This is a genomic window from Kitasatospora phosalacinea, from assembly GCF_030268885.1.
Lineage (GTDB): Bacteria > Actinomycetota > Actinomycetes > Streptomycetales > Streptomycetaceae > Kitasatospora > Kitasatospora phosalacinea_C.
Window position 1 is genome coordinate 308,080 of the sequence record NZ_BSSA01000002.1, and the last position, 17,677, is coordinate 325,756.

The 17,677-nt window shown below is 74.7% G+C and carries 15 protein-coding genes; 11 read left to right on the forward strand and 4 right to left on the reverse strand.

Annotated elements, in window-relative coordinates; all coding sequences use genetic code 11:
• Window positions 1-19 precede the first annotated feature (19 nt).
• Window positions 20-679, reverse strand: coding sequence for a response regulator (locus tag QSK52_RS05005; RefSeq protein WP_285733962.1), 660 nt, complete (start codon window positions 677-679; stop codon window positions 20-22).
• Between the two features lie 303 nt (window positions 680-982).
• Between QSK52_RS05005 and pdhA the strand changes: the two genes are divergently transcribed.
• From pdhA to QSK52_RS05020, 3 genes are read left to right on the forward strand one after another with little or no spacing between them, the layout of a single operon-like run.
• Window positions 983-2,134, forward strand: a complete 1,152-nt coding sequence (gene pdhA, locus QSK52_RS05010; protein WP_285733965.1) for a pyruvate dehydrogenase (acetyl-transferring) E1 component subunit alpha — start codon at window positions 983-985, stop codon at window positions 2,132-2,134.
• Window positions 2,134-3,108 (forward strand): alpha-ketoacid dehydrogenase subunit beta, encoded by a 975-nt coding sequence (locus tag QSK52_RS05015; RefSeq protein WP_435053157.1) that lies wholly within the window; start codon window positions 2,134-2,136, stop codon window positions 3,106-3,108. Before pdhA ends, QSK52_RS05015 begins: the two co-directional genes overlap by 1 nt.
• A 13-nt stretch (window positions 3,109-3,121) precedes the next feature.
• On the forward strand, window positions 3,122-4,582 hold the full coding sequence (locus QSK52_RS05020; protein WP_285733967.1) for a dihydrolipoamide acetyltransferase family protein: 1,461 nt from the start codon (window positions 3,122-3,124) through the stop codon (window positions 4,580-4,582).
• Window positions 4,583-4,696: 114 nt separating this feature from the next.
• On the opposite strand, the gene QSK52_RS05025 is transcribed toward QSK52_RS05020, so the two are convergent.
• The gene (locus QSK52_RS05025) at window positions 4,697-4,960 is read right to left on the reverse strand and encodes a helix-turn-helix domain-containing protein (RefSeq protein WP_285733968.1); all 264 of its coding nucleotides are present in this window, start codon (window positions 4,958-4,960) and stop codon (window positions 4,697-4,699) included.
• 293 nt (window positions 4,961-5,253) lie between these two features.
• Between QSK52_RS05025 and QSK52_RS05030 the strand changes: the two genes are divergently transcribed.
• A complete protein-coding gene (locus QSK52_RS05030; protein ID WP_285734438.1) occupies window positions 5,254-6,450 on the forward strand; it encodes a M64 family metallopeptidase in 1,197 nt (398 codons plus the stop codon).
• A gap of 64 nt (window positions 6,451-6,514) precedes the next feature.
• On the forward strand, window positions 6,515-7,876 hold the full coding sequence (locus QSK52_RS05035) for an MFS transporter (RefSeq protein WP_285733970.1): 1,362 nt from the start codon (window positions 6,515-6,517) through the stop codon (window positions 7,874-7,876).
• 45 nt (window positions 7,877-7,921) lie between these two features.
• Here QSK52_RS05035 and QSK52_RS05040 read toward each other — a convergent pair whose 3' ends face one another.
• Window positions 7,922-8,749, reverse strand: coding sequence for a maleylpyruvate isomerase family mycothiol-dependent enzyme (locus QSK52_RS05040; RefSeq protein ID WP_285733972.1), 828 nt, complete (start codon window positions 8,747-8,749; stop codon window positions 7,922-7,924).
• A gap of 158 nt (window positions 8,750-8,907) precedes the next feature.
• On the opposite strand from QSK52_RS05040, the gene QSK52_RS05045 reads away from it, so the two are divergent.
• From QSK52_RS05045 to QSK52_RS05055, 3 genes are all read left to right on the forward strand, one after another.
• Window positions 8,908-9,705 carry a carbon-nitrogen family hydrolase gene (locus QSK52_RS05045; protein WP_285733973.1) on the forward strand — a complete coding sequence of 266 codons (798 nt, stop codon included), beginning with the start codon at window positions 8,908-8,910 and terminating at the stop codon, window positions 9,703-9,705.
• A gap of 134 nt (window positions 9,706-9,839) precedes the next feature.
• Entirely contained in the window at window positions 9,840-10,742 is a 903-nt protein-coding gene (locus tag QSK52_RS05050; protein ID WP_285733974.1) for a GntR family transcriptional regulator, read from the forward strand.
• 44 nt (window positions 10,743-10,786) lie between these two features.
• Window positions 10,787-11,434, forward strand: coding sequence for a hypothetical protein (locus QSK52_RS05055; protein ID WP_285733975.1), 648 nt, complete (start codon window positions 10,787-10,789; stop codon window positions 11,432-11,434).
• Between the two features lie 77 nt (window positions 11,435-11,511).
• Here the strand turns inward: QSK52_RS05055 and QSK52_RS05060 are convergent, their stop codons facing one another.
• Window positions 11,512-12,297, reverse strand: a complete 786-nt coding sequence (locus QSK52_RS05060) for an SLATT domain-containing protein (RefSeq protein WP_435053158.1) — start codon at window positions 12,295-12,297, stop codon at window positions 11,512-11,514.
• 483 nt (window positions 12,298-12,780) lie between these two features.
• Between QSK52_RS05060 and purD the strand changes: the two genes are divergently transcribed.
• The 3 genes from purD (at window position 12,781) to QSK52_RS05075 (ending at window position 17,658) form a co-directional block, all read left to right on the forward strand.
• Complete coding sequence (purD, locus tag QSK52_RS05065; RefSeq protein WP_285733976.1) at window positions 12,781-14,025, forward strand: phosphoribosylamine--glycine ligase; 1,245 nt, start codon at window positions 12,781-12,783, stop codon at window positions 14,023-14,025.
• 441 nt (window positions 14,026-14,466) lie between these two features.
• The gene (locus QSK52_RS05070; RefSeq protein WP_285733977.1) at window positions 14,467-15,954 is read left to right on the forward strand and encodes a hypothetical protein; all 1,488 of its coding nucleotides are present in this window, start codon (window positions 14,467-14,469) and stop codon (window positions 15,952-15,954) included.
• A 162-nt stretch (window positions 15,955-16,116) separates the two neighbouring features.
• Window positions 16,117-17,658 carry a N,N-dimethylformamidase beta subunit family domain-containing protein gene (locus QSK52_RS05075; RefSeq protein ID WP_285733978.1) on the forward strand — a complete coding sequence of 514 codons (1,542 nt, stop codon included), beginning with the start codon at window positions 16,117-16,119 and terminating at the stop codon, window positions 17,656-17,658.
• Window positions 17,659-17,677 lie beyond the last annotated feature (19 nt).

Consider the following 17,677-nt stretch of genomic DNA (forward strand, 5'->3'; position numbering starts at 1 on the left):
ACAGCGTGTGCGAACGTGCTCAGTGGTGCTGGTCGACCTGGCGGCGGGCCACGTAGGCGGCGGCCTGGGTGCGGCGCTCCATGCCCATCTTGGCGAGCAGGCTGCTGACGTAGTTCTTCACCGTCTTCTCGGCCAGGTGCAGCTCGTTGCCGATCTGCCGGTTGGTCATCCCCTCGCCGATCAGGTCGAGGATCCGGCGCTCCTGCTTCGTCAACTGCGCGATCCGCTCGTCCTCCTTCTCGCCGCCGTCGCGCAGCCGGGCCAGCACCCGGCTGGTGGCCACCGGGTCGAGCAGGGACTTGCCGGCCGCGACGTCGCGCACCGCGGAGAGCAGGTCGGTTCCGCGGATCGCTTTCAGGACATATCCGGAGGCCCCGGCCATGATCGAGTCGAAGAGCGCCTCGTCGTCGGAGAAGGAGGTGAGCATCAGGCATTTCACCGAGGGGTCCTGGGAACGGATCTCGCGGCACACCTCGACGCCGTTTCCGTCGGGCAACCGGACGTCGAGGACCGCCACGTCCGGGTGGACCGCAGGGATGCGGTTGAGCGCCTCGGCCGCCGTCCCGGCCTCGCCCACCACCTCGATGTCGCCCTCCATGGAGAGCAGGTCGTGCACGCCGCGCCGGACCACTTCGTGATCATCGAGGAGAAAGACCCTGATATGTCCGTTATCCGTCATTTGCAAAGCGTCGCACAAATCGATGCCGGTTACCCCCTATCGCAGCGGCCCGTGCCCGGATACCGTGCGCTGGTGTCCTGACCGGAACGGCCGAGCCGCACCACATCCACGGTTCAACAACTAGGACGTCCTAGCGCAAAGGCGCCGGGGGGCGTCGCTGGGTAACGTTCTCGTGAGGGACGCCGTCGGAAAGGGAACACCGCCCGCCCGCACTGGTGCGCACACCCAAGCGCACGAGCCGGAAGGGCGATCCGGACCGGCCACCGGCGACCCCGGGCGGGCCGGACAGACCGAGGAGTGAACGTGACCGTCAAAAGCACGTCGAGGGCGCGCAAGAAGGCCGCCCCCGGCGTCCCCGACCCCGCCCGGGCCGGCGTCGGCGCCGAGCCGGAGCTCGTCCAGCTGCTGACCCCCGAGGGCGACCGGGTCGAGCACCCGGAGTTCCCGCTGACCGTGACGCCGGAGGAGCTGCGCTCGCTCTACCGGGACCTCGTCCTGGTGCGGCGCTTCGACGCGGAGGCGACCTCGCTCCAGCGTCAGGGCGAACTGGGCCTGTGGGCCTCGCTGCTGGGCCAGGAGGCGGCCCAGGTCGGCTCCGGGCGCGCGATGCGCCCCGGCGACTACGCCTTCCCCACCTACCGCGAGCACGGCGTGGCCTGGTGCCGCGACGTCGACCCGCTGAACCTGCTCGGCATGTTCCGCGGCGTGAACAACGGCGGCTGGGACCCGAACGAGAAGAACTTCCACCTCTACACCATCGTGATCGGCGCGCAGACCCTGCACGCGACCGGCTACGCGATGGGCATCACCAAGGACGGCGCGGACGACGCGGTGATCGCCTACTTCGGTGACGGCGCCTCCAGCCAGGGCGACGTCAACGAGGCCTTCACCTTCGCCTCGGTCTACAACTCGCCGGTGGTGTTCTTCTGCCAGAACAACCAGTGGGCGATCTCCGAGCCCACCACGGTGCAGACCCGCATCCCGCTGTACCGCCGCGCCTCCGGCTTCGGCTTCCCCGGCGTCCGGGTCGACGGCAACGACGTCCTCGCCGTCCTCGCGGTCACCCGCTGGGCGCTCGACCACGCCCGCACCGGCCAGGGCCCGGTCCTGGTGGAGGCGTTCACCTACCGGATGGGCGCGCACACCACCTCCGACGACCCGACCCGCTACCGGCAGAGCGAGGAGACCGAGGCCTGGAAGGCCAAGGACCCGATTCTGCGGCTGAAGGCCCACCTGGAGAAGGAGGGCCTCGCCGACGAGGCGTTCTTCGCCGAGGTCGAGGCCGAGAGCGAGAAGCTGGGCCTGCGCGTGCGGGAGGGCGTCCGCTCGATGCCCGACCCGGACCCGACCCTGATCTTCGACCACGCCTACAGCGAGCCGCACCCGCTGGTCGACGAGGAACGCGCCGAGTACGAGGCGTACGCCGCCTCCTTCGAGGGTGGGGAGCACCACTGATGGCCGGCCAGCTCAGCATCGCCAAGGCGCTCAACGAGGCGCTGCGCAAGTCGCTGGAGAGCGACCCGAAGACCGTCCTGATGGGCGAGGACATCGGCAAGCTCGGCGGCGTCTTCCGGATCACCGACGGCCTGCAGAAGGACTTCGGCGACGACCGGGTGATCGACACCCCGCTCGCCGAGTCCGGCATCGTCGGCACCGCGATCGGCCTCGCGCTGCGCGGCTACCGCCCGGTGGTGGAGATCCAGTTCGACGGCTTCGTCTACCCGGCCTTCGACCAGATCGTCTCCCAGCTCGCCAAGATGCACGCCCGGGCGCTCGGCCACGTCAAGATGCCGATCACCGTGCGCATCCCGTTCGGCGGCGGCATCGGCGCGGTCGAGCACCACAGCGAGTCGCACGAGGCGTACTTCGCGCACACCGCCGGTCTGCGGGTGGTCAGCCCGTCCAACGCGCACGACGCGCACTGGATGCTGCGCCAGGCCATCGAGTCGGACGACCCGGTGGTCTTCCTGGAGCCCAAGCGCCGCTACTGGGACAAGGGCGAGGTCGGCGAGGACCCGATGCTGCCGCTGCACTCGGCGCGCGTCGTCCGGCCCGGCACCGACGCCACGCTGATCGCGTACGGCCCGATGGTCAAGGTCTGCCAGGAGGCCGCGCAGGCCGCCGAGGAGGACGGCCGCCGGCTGGAGGTGGTCGACCTGCGCTCGCTGTCGCCGATCGACTTCGCCACCCTGGAGGAGTCCGTCAAGCGCACCGGCCGCGGCATCGTCGTGCACGAGGCCCCGGTCTTCCTCGGCCTCGGCGCCGAGCTCGCCGCCCGGCTCACCGAGCGCTGCTTCTACCACCTGGAGGCGCCGATCCTGCGGGTCGGCGGCTACCACGCGCCGTACCCGCCGTCGCGGGTCGAGGAGACCTACCTCCCCGACCTGGACCGCGTGCTCGACGCCGTCGACCGCGCGCTCGCGTTCTGAACAGGGGGACGGGATGACCACTGACGTTCACTCGCTCCGCGAGTTCAAGATGCCCGACGTGGGCGAGGGCCTCACCGAGGCCGAGATCCTCACCTGGTACGTGAAGCCGGGCGACACCGTCACCGACGGGCAGGTGGTCTGCGAGGTGGAGACCGCCAAGGCCGCCGTCGAGCTGCCGATCCCGTTCACCGGCGTGGTCGAGGCGCTGCACTTCCCGGCGGGTGCCACCGTCGACGTCGGCACGCCGATCATCGCGGTGGCCGTGGCGGGCGCGGCGCCCGCCGGGGCCGGTGCTGCTGCCCCTGCTGCTGCGCCCGCGCCCGCCGCCGCCGAGGCGCCCGCCGCCGAGGCGGAGCCGGAGCGGCGCGAGGTGCTGGTCGGGTACGGGCCGCGCACCGGTTCGGTGCAGCGCCGGGCCCGCCGCACCAACGGGACGGCCGCCGCGGCCGCCGCCCCGGTGGCCCCGGCCGCTCCGGTGGCGCCCGCTGCTCCGGTGGCTCCGGCCGCTCCGGCGGCTCCGGCGCCCGCCGCCCCGGCCGTTCCGACCGGGGAGGGGGAGCGCCCGCTGGCCAAGCCGCCGGTGCGCAAGCTCGCCAAGGACCTCGGGATCGACCTGCGCGCCGTGGTGCCGACCGGCCCCAACGGCGTGATCACCCGCGAGGACGTGCACGCCGCGGCGAGCACCGCCGCCGAGGCGGTCGTCGAGCCGGTGGCGGCCCCCGCGGAGCCGGTGGCCGAGGCGGCGCCCGCGCTGCCGGTGCCGAGCGCGGCCGGGGACGTCCGGGTGCCGGTGAAGGGCGTGCGCAAGGCCACCGCGCAGGCGATGGTGGCCTCCGCGTTCACCGCGCCGCACGTCACCGAGTTCGTCCAGGTCGACGTGACCCGGACGATGAAGCTGGTGCGCCGGCTCAAGGAGAGCGGCGAACTCGGCGCCGGGGTGCGGGTCAGCCCGCTGCTGCTGGTCGCCAAGGCGCTGCTCACCGCCGTCAAGCGGCACCCGGAGATCAACGCCAGCTGGGACGAGGCGGCCCAGGAGATCGTCATCCGGGGCGCGGTCAACCTCGGCATCGCCGCGGCCACCCCGCGCGGCCTGATCGTCCCGAACATCAAGGACGCGGGCTCCCGCACCCTCTCCCAACTGGCGATCGCCCTCGGCGAGTTGGTGGAGACCGCGCGGCAGGGCAAGACCTCCCCGGCGGACATGTCGGGCGGCAGCATCACCATCACCAACGTCGGCGTGTTCGGCGTCGACACCGGCACCCCGATCCTCAACCCCGGCGAGGCCGCCATCCTGGCCTTCGGCGCGGTCCGGGAGCTGCCGTGGGTGCACAAGGGCAAGGTGGTGCCCCGCCAGGTCACCACGCTGGCGCTCTCCTTCGACCACCGGTTGGTCGACGGCGAGCTGGGCTCCAAGGTGCTGGCGGACACCGCCGCGATCCTGGAGCACCCGAAGCGCCTGATCACCTGGGGCTGACGCCGCCCCGCCCGCAGGACCCCGCCGGGCCCCGCTCCGCAGCACGCCGGAGCGGGGCCCGGTGCGTACGGGGCCGGTGCGGTGCGTGCAGGGTCGGGGCGTGCGGGGCCGGGCTCAGGGCCGGGCGGAGCGCCAGCTGGCGCCGGCCAGGGCGTGGAAGCCCTCGGCGGCGGGGCGGCCGAGGCCGAGGGCGGTGCAGAGCAGGGCGGCGGTGGCGGGGCGCGGCCCGGCCACGCCGCGTTCGAGGTCGGACAGGGTGCGGATGCCGACCCCCGCCTTGGCGGCCAGCTCCTCCTGGGTCAGCCGGGCGGTCCGCCGGTGCGCACGCAGTGCGCGGCCGAACGTCTCGCGCGGGTCGTTCTCCCGTCGGGTCTCCACGGCCTCGCCCCCCCTGTCGTTCCCCCGTCCGGCAGCGTATCCCGTCCGGACGGGAGCCGTTCGCCTTTCCAACTCGGCTGCGGGCATGCGGAATTGGCGGTTCCGTCGGCGGCCTAGCGGAAATCACCCGGCCGGGTCCGGCATTGGGCCGCCCGAGGGAGTTTCGCGCCGCCCCCGCCCGGGCCGGGGCCGCGACGGGTACGTGTGTGCGACCAAGCCGCCCGCGCAGCCAGGCCGGGCGGCCGTCGCAGCGAGGACCCCCGCGTATGCCGACTGGTGCTCCCGGCCCCGTGATGCGTTCTGCGGCCGCCCTGCTCCTGGTGGCCGCCGCCGTGCTGCCCGCCGTGGTGGAACTGGCCTCGCCCGCGCCCTCGACGGCGATAGGGCCGCCGCCCGGCCCGGACCGGGCGCTGCCGCCGGTCTCCCACCCCGACCTGCGGCCCCCCGGCGCGCCCTCGGTCGACCTGCGGCTGACCGGCGACGCGTCCAACCGGATCACCCTGGTGCTGCTCGGCGACGGCTACACCGCGGCCCAGCAGCAGCTGTTCCACGAGCAGGCGGACCGGGCCTGGCGGGCGCTGCTGGAGATCGAGCCGTTCCGCACCTACCAGGGGTTCTTCAACATACGGCGGGTGGACGTGGTCTCCCCGGTGCCCGGCATCGCGGAGACCGAGAGCGCCGGGAAGTCCACCGCCACCCCGCTCGGGATGCACTTCTGGTGCGAGGGCACCGCCCGCCTGCTGTGCGCGGACGAGCAGGCCACCGCCCGCTGGGCCGGGCAGGGCGACGGGCCGCAGTACCTGATCGCGCTGGCCAACTCCACCGAGTACGGCGGCGCGGGCGGCACCGGCGTGACCACCCTGGCGGGCGGCAGCCCGGACGCCGGGCGGATCATCCAGCACGAGATCGGGCACACCGTCGGCACCCTCGGCGACGAGTACGACTCGGCGCCGAACGACCCGGACTACCCGAACCTGTCCGCGGTGGACGCCGAGGAGATGCTGCGCGAGCGGACCAAGTGGTGGCGCTGGCTGGGCGCCGAGTCGCCGGACGGCGGCGGGACGGTCGGTGCGTACCGCAGTGCCAACGGCCTGTACCGGCCGACCGCCGATTCGGTGATGCGCACCCTGGGCAGCACGTACAACCTGCCCTCCCGGGAGGCGATCGTCGAGCAGCTGTACCGCCGGGTGAAGCCGACCGACGACCCCGAGCCGGCCCCCGGGCAGGTCGACGGGCGGCCCAAGCTGCACGTGCGGCCGCTGGCGCTGACCGGCCCGCGGCAGCTGCGGGTCAGCTGGTCGCTGGACGGGAAGCCGGTGGAGGCCAGCAGCGCGGACGGCACCTGGCTGGACAGCGGGACGCTGGCGCTGGAGCCGGGCGGGAAGCACACCGTCACGGCGACCGTCCAGGACACCACCGACTGGGTGCGCGACGAGGCGTTCCGCAACCAGTACATGACCCGGACGGTGAACTGGACGCTCACCGGTTGAAACCGGACGTTCCGTCGACCCCGGCCCAAAGGTCAGGTCATGGGATGACTAGCCTGGTCCCACTATGAGCGTGGACCCCGCCCGCACCGCACCGTCCCTGTCCGCCCCCGCTCCCCGCCGCCCGGCCGACGCCCCCGTCGACGCCCCGGGCGCCGTCGCCGCCCCGGCGGCCGCCGTCTTCCACCCGCCGGGCGGCCGGGCCGCCTGGTTCGCCTGGACGGTCGGCGTCAGCGTCTACGTCCTCGCCGTCGTGCACCGCACCAGCCTCGGCGTGGCCGGGATGGACGCCGCCGCCCGGTTCGGCATCGGCGCCTCGGCCCTGTCCACCTTCTCGATCCTGCAGGTCCTGGTGTACGCCGGGATGCAGGTCCCGGTCGGCCTGCTGGTCGACCGGATCGGCCCGCGCCGGGTGCTGATGCTGGGCGTGGCGCTGATGAGCGCCGGGCAGCTGGCCTTCGCCTTCTCCACCGCGTTCGCGCCCGCGCTGGCCTCCCGGGCGGTGCTCGGCTGCGGCGACGCGATGACCTTCATCAGCGTGCTGCGGGTCGCCGCCCGCTGGTTCCCGGCCGCCCGCAACCCGTTCGTCGCCCAGCTCACCGGCCTGGTCGGCACCGGCGGCAACCTGTTCACCACCGTGGTGCTCGCGCAGGCGCTGCACACCGCCGGGTGGAGCACCACCTTCGGCGCGATCGCGCTGACCGGTGCGGTGGTCTTCGTCGCCGTGCTGGTGCTGCTCAGGGAGGCCCCGCCCGGCGCGCCGCAGCCGATCCGGCACGAGAGCCTGCGGCTGCCGGTCGGGCAGCAGATCCGGGCTGCCTGGTCCGAGCCCGGCACCCGGCTCGGCATGTGGGTGCACTTCACCACGGCCTTCCCGGCGTCCGCGTTCGGCCTGCTGTGGGGGATGCCGTACCTGGTCGAGGGGCAGGGCATGTCCCACGCCGGGGCGGGCGGCCTGCTCAGCCTGCTGGTGCTCAGCGGGATGGCCTTCGGCCTGCTGTTCGGCCGGCTGGTCTCCCGGTCGGCCGCCGCCCGGCTGCCGATCGCCTTCGCCGTGCTCGCCGTCACCGCGCTCTGCTGGACCGCCACCCTGGCCTGGCCGCACGGCCACCCGCCGCTGTGGCTGCTGGTGGTGCTGATGCTGGTGATGGGCAGCAACGGCCCGGCCTCGCTGATCGGCCTCGACTACGCCCGTGCGTACAACCCCGCCGAGCGGATGGGCACCGCCTCCGGGATCGCCAACATGGGCGGGTTCATCGGCTCGATGATCACCCTGCTCGGCATCGGCGTCCTGCTGGACGCGCTCGCCGACCCGGGCAGCGACGGCTACGGCGCGCACGCCTACCAGCTGGCGTTCTGCTTCCAGCTGGTGCCGCTGCTGCTCGGGACGACGATGATCCTGCGGCTGCGCCGCAAGCTGGACCGGTAGCGGACCGGTAGCGGACGGGGGCCCGGGGGCGCGCTCAGCGGGCGTTCAGGGGGTGCTCGCCAGGTGGGCGAGCACCCGGGCGCCGAGCTCCTGGTCGCCGATCACGTTGACGATCGCGGTCTCCGGGCGGACCCGGCCGCAGCACAGCCGGACGAAGGTCTGCCAGTCCATCGACAGCCGCACCTCGGGGGCCAGCACCACCGACTCGTCCACGGTCCCGCGGCCGTCCGGGCCGATCCGCACGGTGCGGTGGAACGGCAGCGCGCCCGCGACGTCGAAGGCCACCGTGCTGCCGATCGGGGCGCCCGCCCCCTTGGCGACCTGCTTGGGAAGCGTCCCGATCAGCCAGTCCCGGGTGACCAGCGCGGCCGGGGAGTCCAGGTTGCCCGGCGTCTGCAGGGCGCGCCGCAGGTCCTGCTCGTGCACCCACACGTCGAAGGCCCGCAGCCGGAGCAGCGTCGCGTACGGGACGTCCCGGGCCAGCGGGCCGCCGGGGAAGCGCACCAGGTCCTCCGGCTCGTGCTTGGCGTTGCGCAGCGCCCGGGAGCGCCGGATGACCGTGTACTCCAGCTCGCTGGTGATCTCCACCGGCGTCCAGCAGCGGCGCTTGTCGACCGGCAGCTCCATGTACCGGGTGAACTCGTCGGTGACGTGCCGCAGGTCGCGCGGGAGGGCGTGGATCGGGCGCGGGTCGCCGAGCAGCTCCGACTCCACGCCGATGATGTGCGAGACCACGTCCCGCACCGACCAGCCGGGGCACTCGGTGGCCCGGTTCCACGCGTCGGTCGGCAGTGCGGCGAGCAGCTCGGATATCGACTCGATCGACTGCGTCCACGCGTCGGTGTACGCCTGCACGCTCTGCTTGTCCGTCACGGGTATCTCCGGCCCCTCCGTCGGCTTGCGTCGTCCCACGTCGTCCGGGCTGCCGAGACCTCGCACGGACGCGCATACGGCACGTTACGCTGCCGGGTGAGAGCAGGGCAGCGCTTTCGGGTGACGATCGTAGGACTCTTGCCGTGGACGGTGGTACTGTGCGCGCTTCATTGATCCAACTCGCCGTGTCGGACGCCGAGCCGCCCGCCGAGCGACGGGCCAGGGCCGCGGCGCTGGTCCGCGCCCAGGAGGGCGCCGACCTGGTGGTGCTGCCCGAGCTGTGGCCGGTCGGCGGCTTCGCCTACGACGCCTGGCCGACCGGTGCCGAACCGCTGGACGGCCCCACCGCCGAGACGATGTCCGCCGCCGCGAAGGCGGTGGGCTGCTGGCTGCACGCCGGGTCGATCGTCGAACGGGACCCGGACGGTCCGATCTACAACACCTCGCTGCTGTTCGCCCCCGACGGCGAGCTCGTCCGCACCTACCGCAAGATCCACCGCTTCGGCTTCGACAGCGGCGAGGCCGTCGCGATGGGCGCCGGGCAGGAGATCGTCACCGCGGACGCCGGGTTCGCCGTGCTGGGCCTGGCCACCTGCTACGACCTGCGCTTCCCCGAGCTGTTCCGGGCGCTGCTGGACGGCGGCGCCGAACTGCTGGTCGTCCCGGCCGCCTGGCCCGCCCGCCGGGCCGAGCACTGGAACCTGCTGGCCCGGGCCCGGGCCGTCGAGGAGCAGGCCCTGGTGCTGGCCTGCAACACCGCGGGCACCCACGGCGGGGTCGAGCAGGCCGGGCGCAGCATCGTCGTCGACTCCTGGGGCCGGGTGCTGGCCGAGGCCGGGCCGGACGAGCAGGTGCTCACCGTCGACTTCGACCCCGCCGAGGTCGCCAAGTGCCGGGCCGACTTCCCGGTCCACCGGGACCGGCTGCTCGGCATCCCCGCCCCCGTGCAGCGCTGAGCGGACGGAACCGACGGCAAGGGCACGGATTTTTCCGCGCCCTTGGTCCGGATTGACCATTCCGGGGTACTCTGTGCGCGTTTTGTGAGCCGGGTCCCGGCCGTACGAGGGTGCGGCACGGAGAGGGGGCGGCCATGACCGCTGCGGGAGCCGGGGGCGGGCGCGCCCTGATCCGGCGCAACAGCCTGCGCGAGCAGATCGCCGACGCCCTGCGCGACGAGATGATGGCCGGGCGGCTCCCGGCCGGGCGCAACTTCACCGTCAAGGAGATCGCCGACATCTACGGCGTCTCCGCCACCCCCGCCCGCGAGGCCCTGGTCGACCTCGCCGCCCAGGGGCTGCTGGTCAGCGAACCGCACCGCGGCTACACCGTCCCCGAGTACACCTGGGACGACTTCCTGGAGATCTTCGAGGCCCGCACCCTGCTCACCGACAACGCGCTGCGCCACCTGGGCGCCCGCGGCGAGCACCGCTACGACCGGGCCCGGCTGCCCTCGCTGCGCCGCCGCGCCGACGCCGCGGCCCGGGCCGCCCGGGCCGGGCAGCTCGACGTCCTGGTCGGCTGCGACCTGCGGTTCTGGCAGGAGGCCGCCGCGGTGCTGTGCAACGACCGGATCGCCGACTACCTCGGCTGGCTGCGGATCCAGTCCTGGATGTTCGCCGCCCCGCACCTGCGGGCCCCGGGCGACGACCTGGCCGGCGTCTGCTGGGACAGGCACGGCGAACTCGTCGACCGGATCGAGGCCCGCGACCGGCACGGCGCGCACCGGGTCGTCAACGACTACAACCTGTTCACCGTCGAGCTCCTCGCCCGGCGGCTCGGCCGGTCCCTGGAGGACGTCGCCGTGCTCCGGCTGCTGCGCGAACCGGTCGGCCCGCCGCCCGCCGCGACGGTGGCGCAGCCGCCCGCGACCGGTCCCCGGCCCGCGTCCACCGCCGTCGGGTTGGGCCGGGTGCCGATGCCCCGCTTCGTGCCGCCCGGACGGTTCGCCCGGCCGTTCCGCCCGGGCAGCGGCGAGCCCGCCACGGGCCGGTAGGGTTGGGGCCCGTTGCCCCGCCACCCGAGAGGATGAGCCGGCCCATGGCCTGCGACCTCTGGCTCGTCCCGCTCGTGGACGTGCTCTCCCACAGCCCCGAGAACCCGTTCCGCGAGGACCTCGACCGCTACGACGCGGTGCTCGCCCAGCACGGGCTGCCGCCCGTCCCGGTCCACCCGTACGTGCCGGGGTTCTCCGGGGACGTCGAGGCGATAGCCGCGTTCGACTACGACTCGCTCCACTTCCTGCGCCGCGCCTACCTGTTGGGGCTCACCGGGTTCGAGGTGACGCCGGTGGACGCGCTCGGCAGCGACTACGAGCAACTGCTGGAGATGTTCGAGGCCACCGCCGAACAGTCGCACCTGGTCTGGCACTTCGACCACGCCGGGGCGTACCTGCCGGTCGACTTCCACGTCCCGCTGGTCGCCGACGAACTCCTGGCCGCGGGCGGGCCGTTGGGGTCCTCGTACGGGCTGCTGCGCGAACTCCAGGCGGTCGCACCGCTGTTGGGCATCGACCCGCTCGACCCCCCGCAGCCCACCCGCCCGCTCGGCCCCACCCAGCTGGAGCAGCCCTTCGGGCCCCCGATCGACGACTTCCACCCCTACGCGAGGGAGCGCCACGCCTGGGCCGGGCTCTACACGGCGGCGACCCGGAGCGTCACCCAGGGCTCGATGATCGTCTTCGCCTGAGGCGAGAGGCGAGAGGCGATGGGCGAGAGGCGAGGGGCGGCACCGGAGGGCGGCACCGGCTCCGCCTCCTGGCCGCTCTAGCGCAGGGGGCCCTCCGGGGGGCGCTGGCGGGGCATGGTGGGGCGGGTGCCCGGCGGGGGCAGGACGCGGACCTGGGCGCCGGAGCCGCCCTCGTTGCGGCCGCCCCAGGAGCCGGGGGCCTGGGTGGGGAGCTGGCTCATGCCGGCCCGGAACTCCAGCATCCACTCGGAGGTCTCGGTGCGGACCATGTCGGAGACGTCCTCGCAGAAGCGGCGCAGCACGCCGAGGCAGCGCTCGGCGGCCTCGCCCGCGGTGCCCTCGGTGGGGCCGAGGACCTCGCGGACGCACTCGGAGGCCCAGTCGAACTGGAAGGCCTCCAGGCGCCGCTGCAGGGCCTGCGCGGTGGAGACGTCGCGCATCCAGCCGGAGGTGAGTCCGAAGGCGCGGTCGGCCAGCAGCGAGGCGGCGGCGAGGGCGAGGCCGGTGTAGCCCCACTCCATGGCGTGCGGGAGCTCGCCGGTGAGGGAGGCCAGCGGGGCGGTGACGCCGCCGACGGTGAAGACCGCGGCGGAGAAGCGCAGCAGGCGGGCCCAGCGGCGCTTCCAGACCCGGTCCCGGCGGTACCAGTCGATCGCCTCGACGGCCCGCTCCTCCGACCAGCGGTAGAGCTCCTCCAGGCGCTCGGCGGGCTCGCCCCAGTCGCCGAGCGGGAACTGACGCGCGCTCAGGTCGGCGCGGCGACGGGTCGGGGTCCGTCCGCCGACGCCCGGGACGGGCTGGTCGTCGTCGGCGACCTCCTTGCCCCAGGGGCTCTCCTCGGGCTGCATTTCCGGCTGGCTCACCTGTGGCGCTCCCTGTGGCGGGGTGACTGCGGAGGCCCGGCGGGCACCGGGACTGAACGGTACGGGGGACGGTCGTCCGGGGGGTCGGACGGCCGGCCCGTGGGACTGGTGGTTCGTGGCACGGCGGTGCGGACCCGTGGCGCCGAGCGCGGGTCGCAGCCGCCCATGGTGCCGTGCCCGGCGGTGCGGCCGGGTCCTGGTCCAACAGCACTTCTTACCGCCAAATGGCTGACCGTGGGGGCGCTTCCGCAGTGATCGTTATGTGATTTCACCTCCGGAAGCCGAGGTGGGAGGGTTGCGGCGGGTGGCCGGATTTCACCCGTCCGAGCGAGGGCGGCCGGGGTCGTCGGCGTGACGGCACGGCTGTTCGGGAGATCTCCTGTGCCTTCCTACGAATCCGGACCGGGGGAGGGCCGCCCGGTTCGGAGCTTCCGCCGGAGCCGCCGACGGTGCGGAACCGGCCACCGACTAGGCTTGGCAGGCGTGAAGGTCCTCGTCATCGGAACCGGCGCCCGCGAACACGCCCTGTGCCGCTCACTGTCCCAAGATCCCGCCGTCAGCGAGCTGCACTGCGCCCCGGGCAACGCCGGGATCGCGCGGGTGGCCACCCTGCACCCGGTCGACCAGCTGGACGGCGCCGCGGTCACCGCGCTCGCCCAGGAGCTGGGCGCCGACCTGGTGGTGGTCGGCCCGGAGGCCCCGCTGGTGGCCGGCGTCGCCGAGCCGCTGCGGGCGGCCGGCATCCCGGTGTTCGGCCCCGGCAGGGAGGCCGCCCAGCTGGAGGGCTCCAAGGCGTTCGCCAAGGACGTGATGGCCGCGGCCGGCGTCCCGACCGCCCGCTCCTACGTCTGCACCACCGAGCAGGAGGCCGCCGAGGCGCTGGACGCGTTCGGCGCCCCGTACGTGGTGAAGGACGACGGCCTGGCCGCGGGCAAGGGCGTCGTGGTGACCGAGGACCGGGCCGCCGCGCTGGAGCACGCCGTGGCGTGCGGCCGGGTGGTCATCGAGGAGTACCTGGACGGCCCGGAGGTGTCGCTGTTCGCGATCACCGACGGCACCACCGTGCTCCCGCTCGTCCCGGCGCAGGACTTCAAGCGGGCGTTGGACGGCGACCTGGGCCCCAACACCGGCGGCATGGGCGCCTACTCGCCGCTGCCCTGGGCCCCCGAGGGCCTGGTCGCGGAGGTGCTGGAGAGCGTCCTGCAGCCGACCGTGGACGAGCTGCGCCACCGCGGCACCCCGTTCTCCGGCCTGCTGTACGCGGGCCTGGCGCTGACCTCGCGCGGCACCCGGGTGATCGAGTTCAACGCCCGCTTCGGCGACCCGGAGACCCAGGTCGTGCTGGCCCGGCTGCGCACCCCGCTGGCCGGGGTGCTGCTGGCCGCCGCCAACGGCACGCTCGGCGAGCTGGAGCCGCTGCGCTGGTCCGAGGAGGCCGCGGTCACCGTGGTGATGGCCTCCGAGGGGTACCCGGCGAGCCCGCGCACCGGCGACCCGATCGAGGGCCTGGACGCGGCGGAGGCCGACGGCACCGCCTTCGTGCTGCACGCCGGGACGGCGCCCGGCCCGGACGGCGAGGTGCTGACCGCGGGCGGCCGGGTGCTGTCCGTCACCGCCGTCGGCGCGGACCTCGCCGAGGCCCGGGCCAAGGCGTACGCGGGCGTCGCGGCGATCTCCTTCAAGGGCGCCCAGCACCGCACCGACATCGCGGCCAGGGCCGCGCAGTAGCGGCACCCGTAGCAGACCGCTCCCGCGGGGCGCTGTGCCCGGACCGACCCGTCCGGACGCAGCGCCCCGCGGCGTTTCCCGAGGTCGCGGCGGTCAGCCCGGCGCCCGGAAAACCAGCCCTTCGGGTGATGACCCGGGCATCCTGCTGACGGGGCGCGAGCGCGGGCCTTAGGGTGCGCTGCATCGCGCCGGGGCGGGGGTCCGGGCGCGGACGCGGCTCGTCCCCTCGGCGCGCCGGGGGGATGCTGGGAGCGGTGGCGCGCCCCGCCGCGGTGTCACCAGGACGGGTGGAATCGCCGGAGTTCCGGAACACCCGCCCGCACCGGGGCGTCGAGACTGGCAGGAGAGCGCCACGCGAGTCGTACCACCGGGTTCGGCATCCGCCGCTTCCCGTACCGGAATTGATCGAGTCGAGTCGGCTGCGAAGGGGGTGCCGCGGCGATGACTGCAGTGGACACCGCACGCGCACGAGCCCAGGCCGTCCTGCGTCTGCGCGGACGGGCCGTGGCCGCCGCCGCGCTGCCCGCCGCCTGCGCGGTGGTGCTGCTGGCCGGGCGGTTCACCGGACACATAGGCGCCCCCGGGTCGCCGGACGCCCCGCTCTGGGACGGCATCCGCTGGGCGGTCTGCGCGGTCGCCGCGCTGACCCTGGCGCTGGCCGCCCTGGTGGCCCGGGCGCACCGCCGGGCGGTGCCGCCGGTCACCCCCGCGGTGGCGCTGGCCCGCACCGAGGCCCCCGAGCTGTACCGGCTGATCGAGGAGCTCGCCGAGCGACTGGACGTCCCGGCGCCCGCCGCGATCGCGCTCACCCCCGACTGCGACAGCTGGCTGGAGGAACCGCACCGCCCCGGCGGCCGCGGCCCGGCCGCACCGGTGCTGGTGATCGGCTCCCCCTTCCTGTGGTGGATGCGGGCCGGGGAGCTGCGCGCCCTGCTCGCCCCCGTGGTGGCCGGCACCGCCGCGGCCGCCGACCCGGAGATCGCCGCCGCACGCCGCTGGGTGCGCACCCTGGACGCCTCGCTGGGCGAGCGCCGCCGCGGCCCCGCCGCGCTGGTCGGCCTGGTCGACCGGCGGCTGCTGGGCGCCTGCCGCGAGCACTCCGCCGAACTGGAGCACGCCGTGGCCGCCCGGGCCTCCGAGCGGGCCAGGGCCGTCGACTACGGGCCGCGGATCGCAGCCCAGGCCCAGGTCGGCCTGGCCTACGCGGGCTGGGACCGCCTGCTGACCCGGGTCGCGCTGCCCGCCTGGCGGCTCGGCCTGCACCCCGCGCACCTGAACGCGGGCGTGGTCTCCGCGCTCACCGAGCTCTCCCGCCGCGACCGGCTCGCCGACGACTACGAGCACCGGCTCGGTGACCGCCCCGCCTGCGACCTGCTGGAGGAGCCCGGCCTGGTCGACACCCGGGTCTCCCGGCTGGCCGCCGAACTGCTGCACGAGGAACCGGCCGGCGGCTGGCAGCCGCTCGACTGGGAGGACTACCCGCAGCGGGTGGTCGACCGCGGCTGGCGCGCCCAGGCCGCCGCCCTGCAGGCCGCGCTGGGCGACGACCGCCCGCACACCGGCCCGGCCCTGGACAAGTTGCTGGCCCGGCTGGCCGCGGGCGAGGCCGAGGAACTGGCCGCCGCACTGGCCGGCCGGGTGGCGCGTGCCGCCGAGGTCGCGCCCCCGCTGCCCCCCGTGCGCAGCGGGCGCGACCTGCTGGTCGAGCACCTGGTGGCCACCGTCTGCTGCGCCGCGGTGGACGCCGGGACGGCCACCGCGGGCCTGGACTGGCTGGACGGACCGGTGCTGCTCTGCCCGGCCGCGCCCCGGGCCGAGTTGGCCCCCGCGGTGGCGATGGCCGTCGAGGACGGGCAGGACGGGCCGCTGCGCGGCTGGCTGGAGCGGGCCGGTGTCCGGGTCGAGCGGCCGGTGCGCCTTTCGGGCTGAACCGGGACGGTTTCGGACCGTCCCGGGAAACCCGGTTTCATTCGTACCAATTGCTACGGTGGGGTGACGCTTCGCCGACCAACTGTGGTGTGCTGGTCCGCACGCACATCCGCATGGCAAATGCCAACCCTCGGCGGACGGGCGCAGGGTGGGGAGGGGCGCGTGGGGACGGAGACCAACCGCCGGTGGGAGTCCGGCACGTTGGCGCACGGGGTGTCCGACCCGTTCGGGCAGGGCCCGCTGCCCTGGCTGCGCAGCCCCGACCACTACCTGGCCGACGGCGAGGGCGTGGTCCCCTGGTACGTGAGCGTGGACGCCCCCGGCCAGCGGCCGCTCGACGGCCAGGCCCGGCCGCGCCCCGCGGTCAGCGGCCCGCGCAACGCGGACGACGTGCGCCGGCAGATCAAGGGCTTCGCCTCGGCGGGCGTGGTCCGCCCCGGCGGTGCGGTGGACCTGCGGGTGACCGTCAACCCGCCGCAGGAGTTCCAGGTCGACGTCTACCGGATCGGCCACGACGGCGGCGACGGCGCCCGGCAGGTGTCCTCCAGCCCGCTGATCTCCGGCCTGGCCCAGCCCGCGCCGATGGTCGCCGACCGCACCGTCTCCTGCCACCACTGGTGGCAGTCCTGGCGGTTGCAGGTGCCCGCCGACTGGCGCTCCGGCGCGTACGTCGCCGTGCTGACCACCGCCGACGGCGGCCACCGCAGCCACATCCCGTTCACCGTCCGGGACTTCGGCCCGGCCGACCTGCTGCTGGTGCTGCCCGACGTCACCTGGCAGGCGTACAACCTGTTCCCCGAGGACGGGCACCTGGGCGCCAGCCTCTACCACGCCTGGGACGAGGCCGGGCAGTTGGTGGGGGAGGGTGAGGCGGCCGTCACGGTCTCCTTCGACCGGCCGCACGCCGGGGCCGGGCTGCCGCTGCACGTCGGGCACGCCTACGACTTCATCCGCTGGGCCGAGCGCTACGGCTACGACCTGGGCTACGCCACCGCGACCGACCTGCACGCCGGGCTGGTGGACGCCTCCCGCTACAAGGCGCTGGTCTTCCCCGGGCACGACGAGTACTGGTCGGAGCCGATGCGCCGGGCCGCCGAACGGGCCCGGGACGGCGGCACCTCGCTGGTGTTCCTGTCCGCCAACAGCCTGTACTGGCGGGTCGAGCTGTCGCCCGGCCCCGACGGCGAGCCGGCCCGGCTGCTGAACTGCCGCAAGCGCCAGCGGGTCGCCGCCGACCACCCCGCCGCCGGGGTGCCGGGCGCCGCCTCCGCGCTGTGGCGCGACGCCGGGGAGCCCGAGCAGCACCTGCTGGGCATCCAGTACGCGGGCAGCGTGCCCGCGCCGGTGCCGCTGGTGGCCCGCAACACCGGGCACTGGCTGTGGCAGGGCACCGGCCTGGCCGAGGGCGAGGAACTGCCCGGCCTGGTCGCCGGGGAGGCCGACCGCTACTACCCGAAGGTCCAACTGCCCGCGCACACCGAGCGGGTGCTGCTCGCGCACTCCCCGTACCGGGACGCGAACGGGCGGGCCACCCACCAGGAGACCTCGCTCTACCGGGCGCCCAGCGGCGCGTACGTGTTCGCCGCCGGGACGTTCGCCTGGTCGCCCGCGCTGGACCGGCCCGGGCACACCGACGAGCGGATCCAGCGCGCCACCGCCAACCTGCTGGACCACCTCTGCAAGGAGGGGCGCACCGGTCCCTGACCGGGCGGGCGTGAAAGAC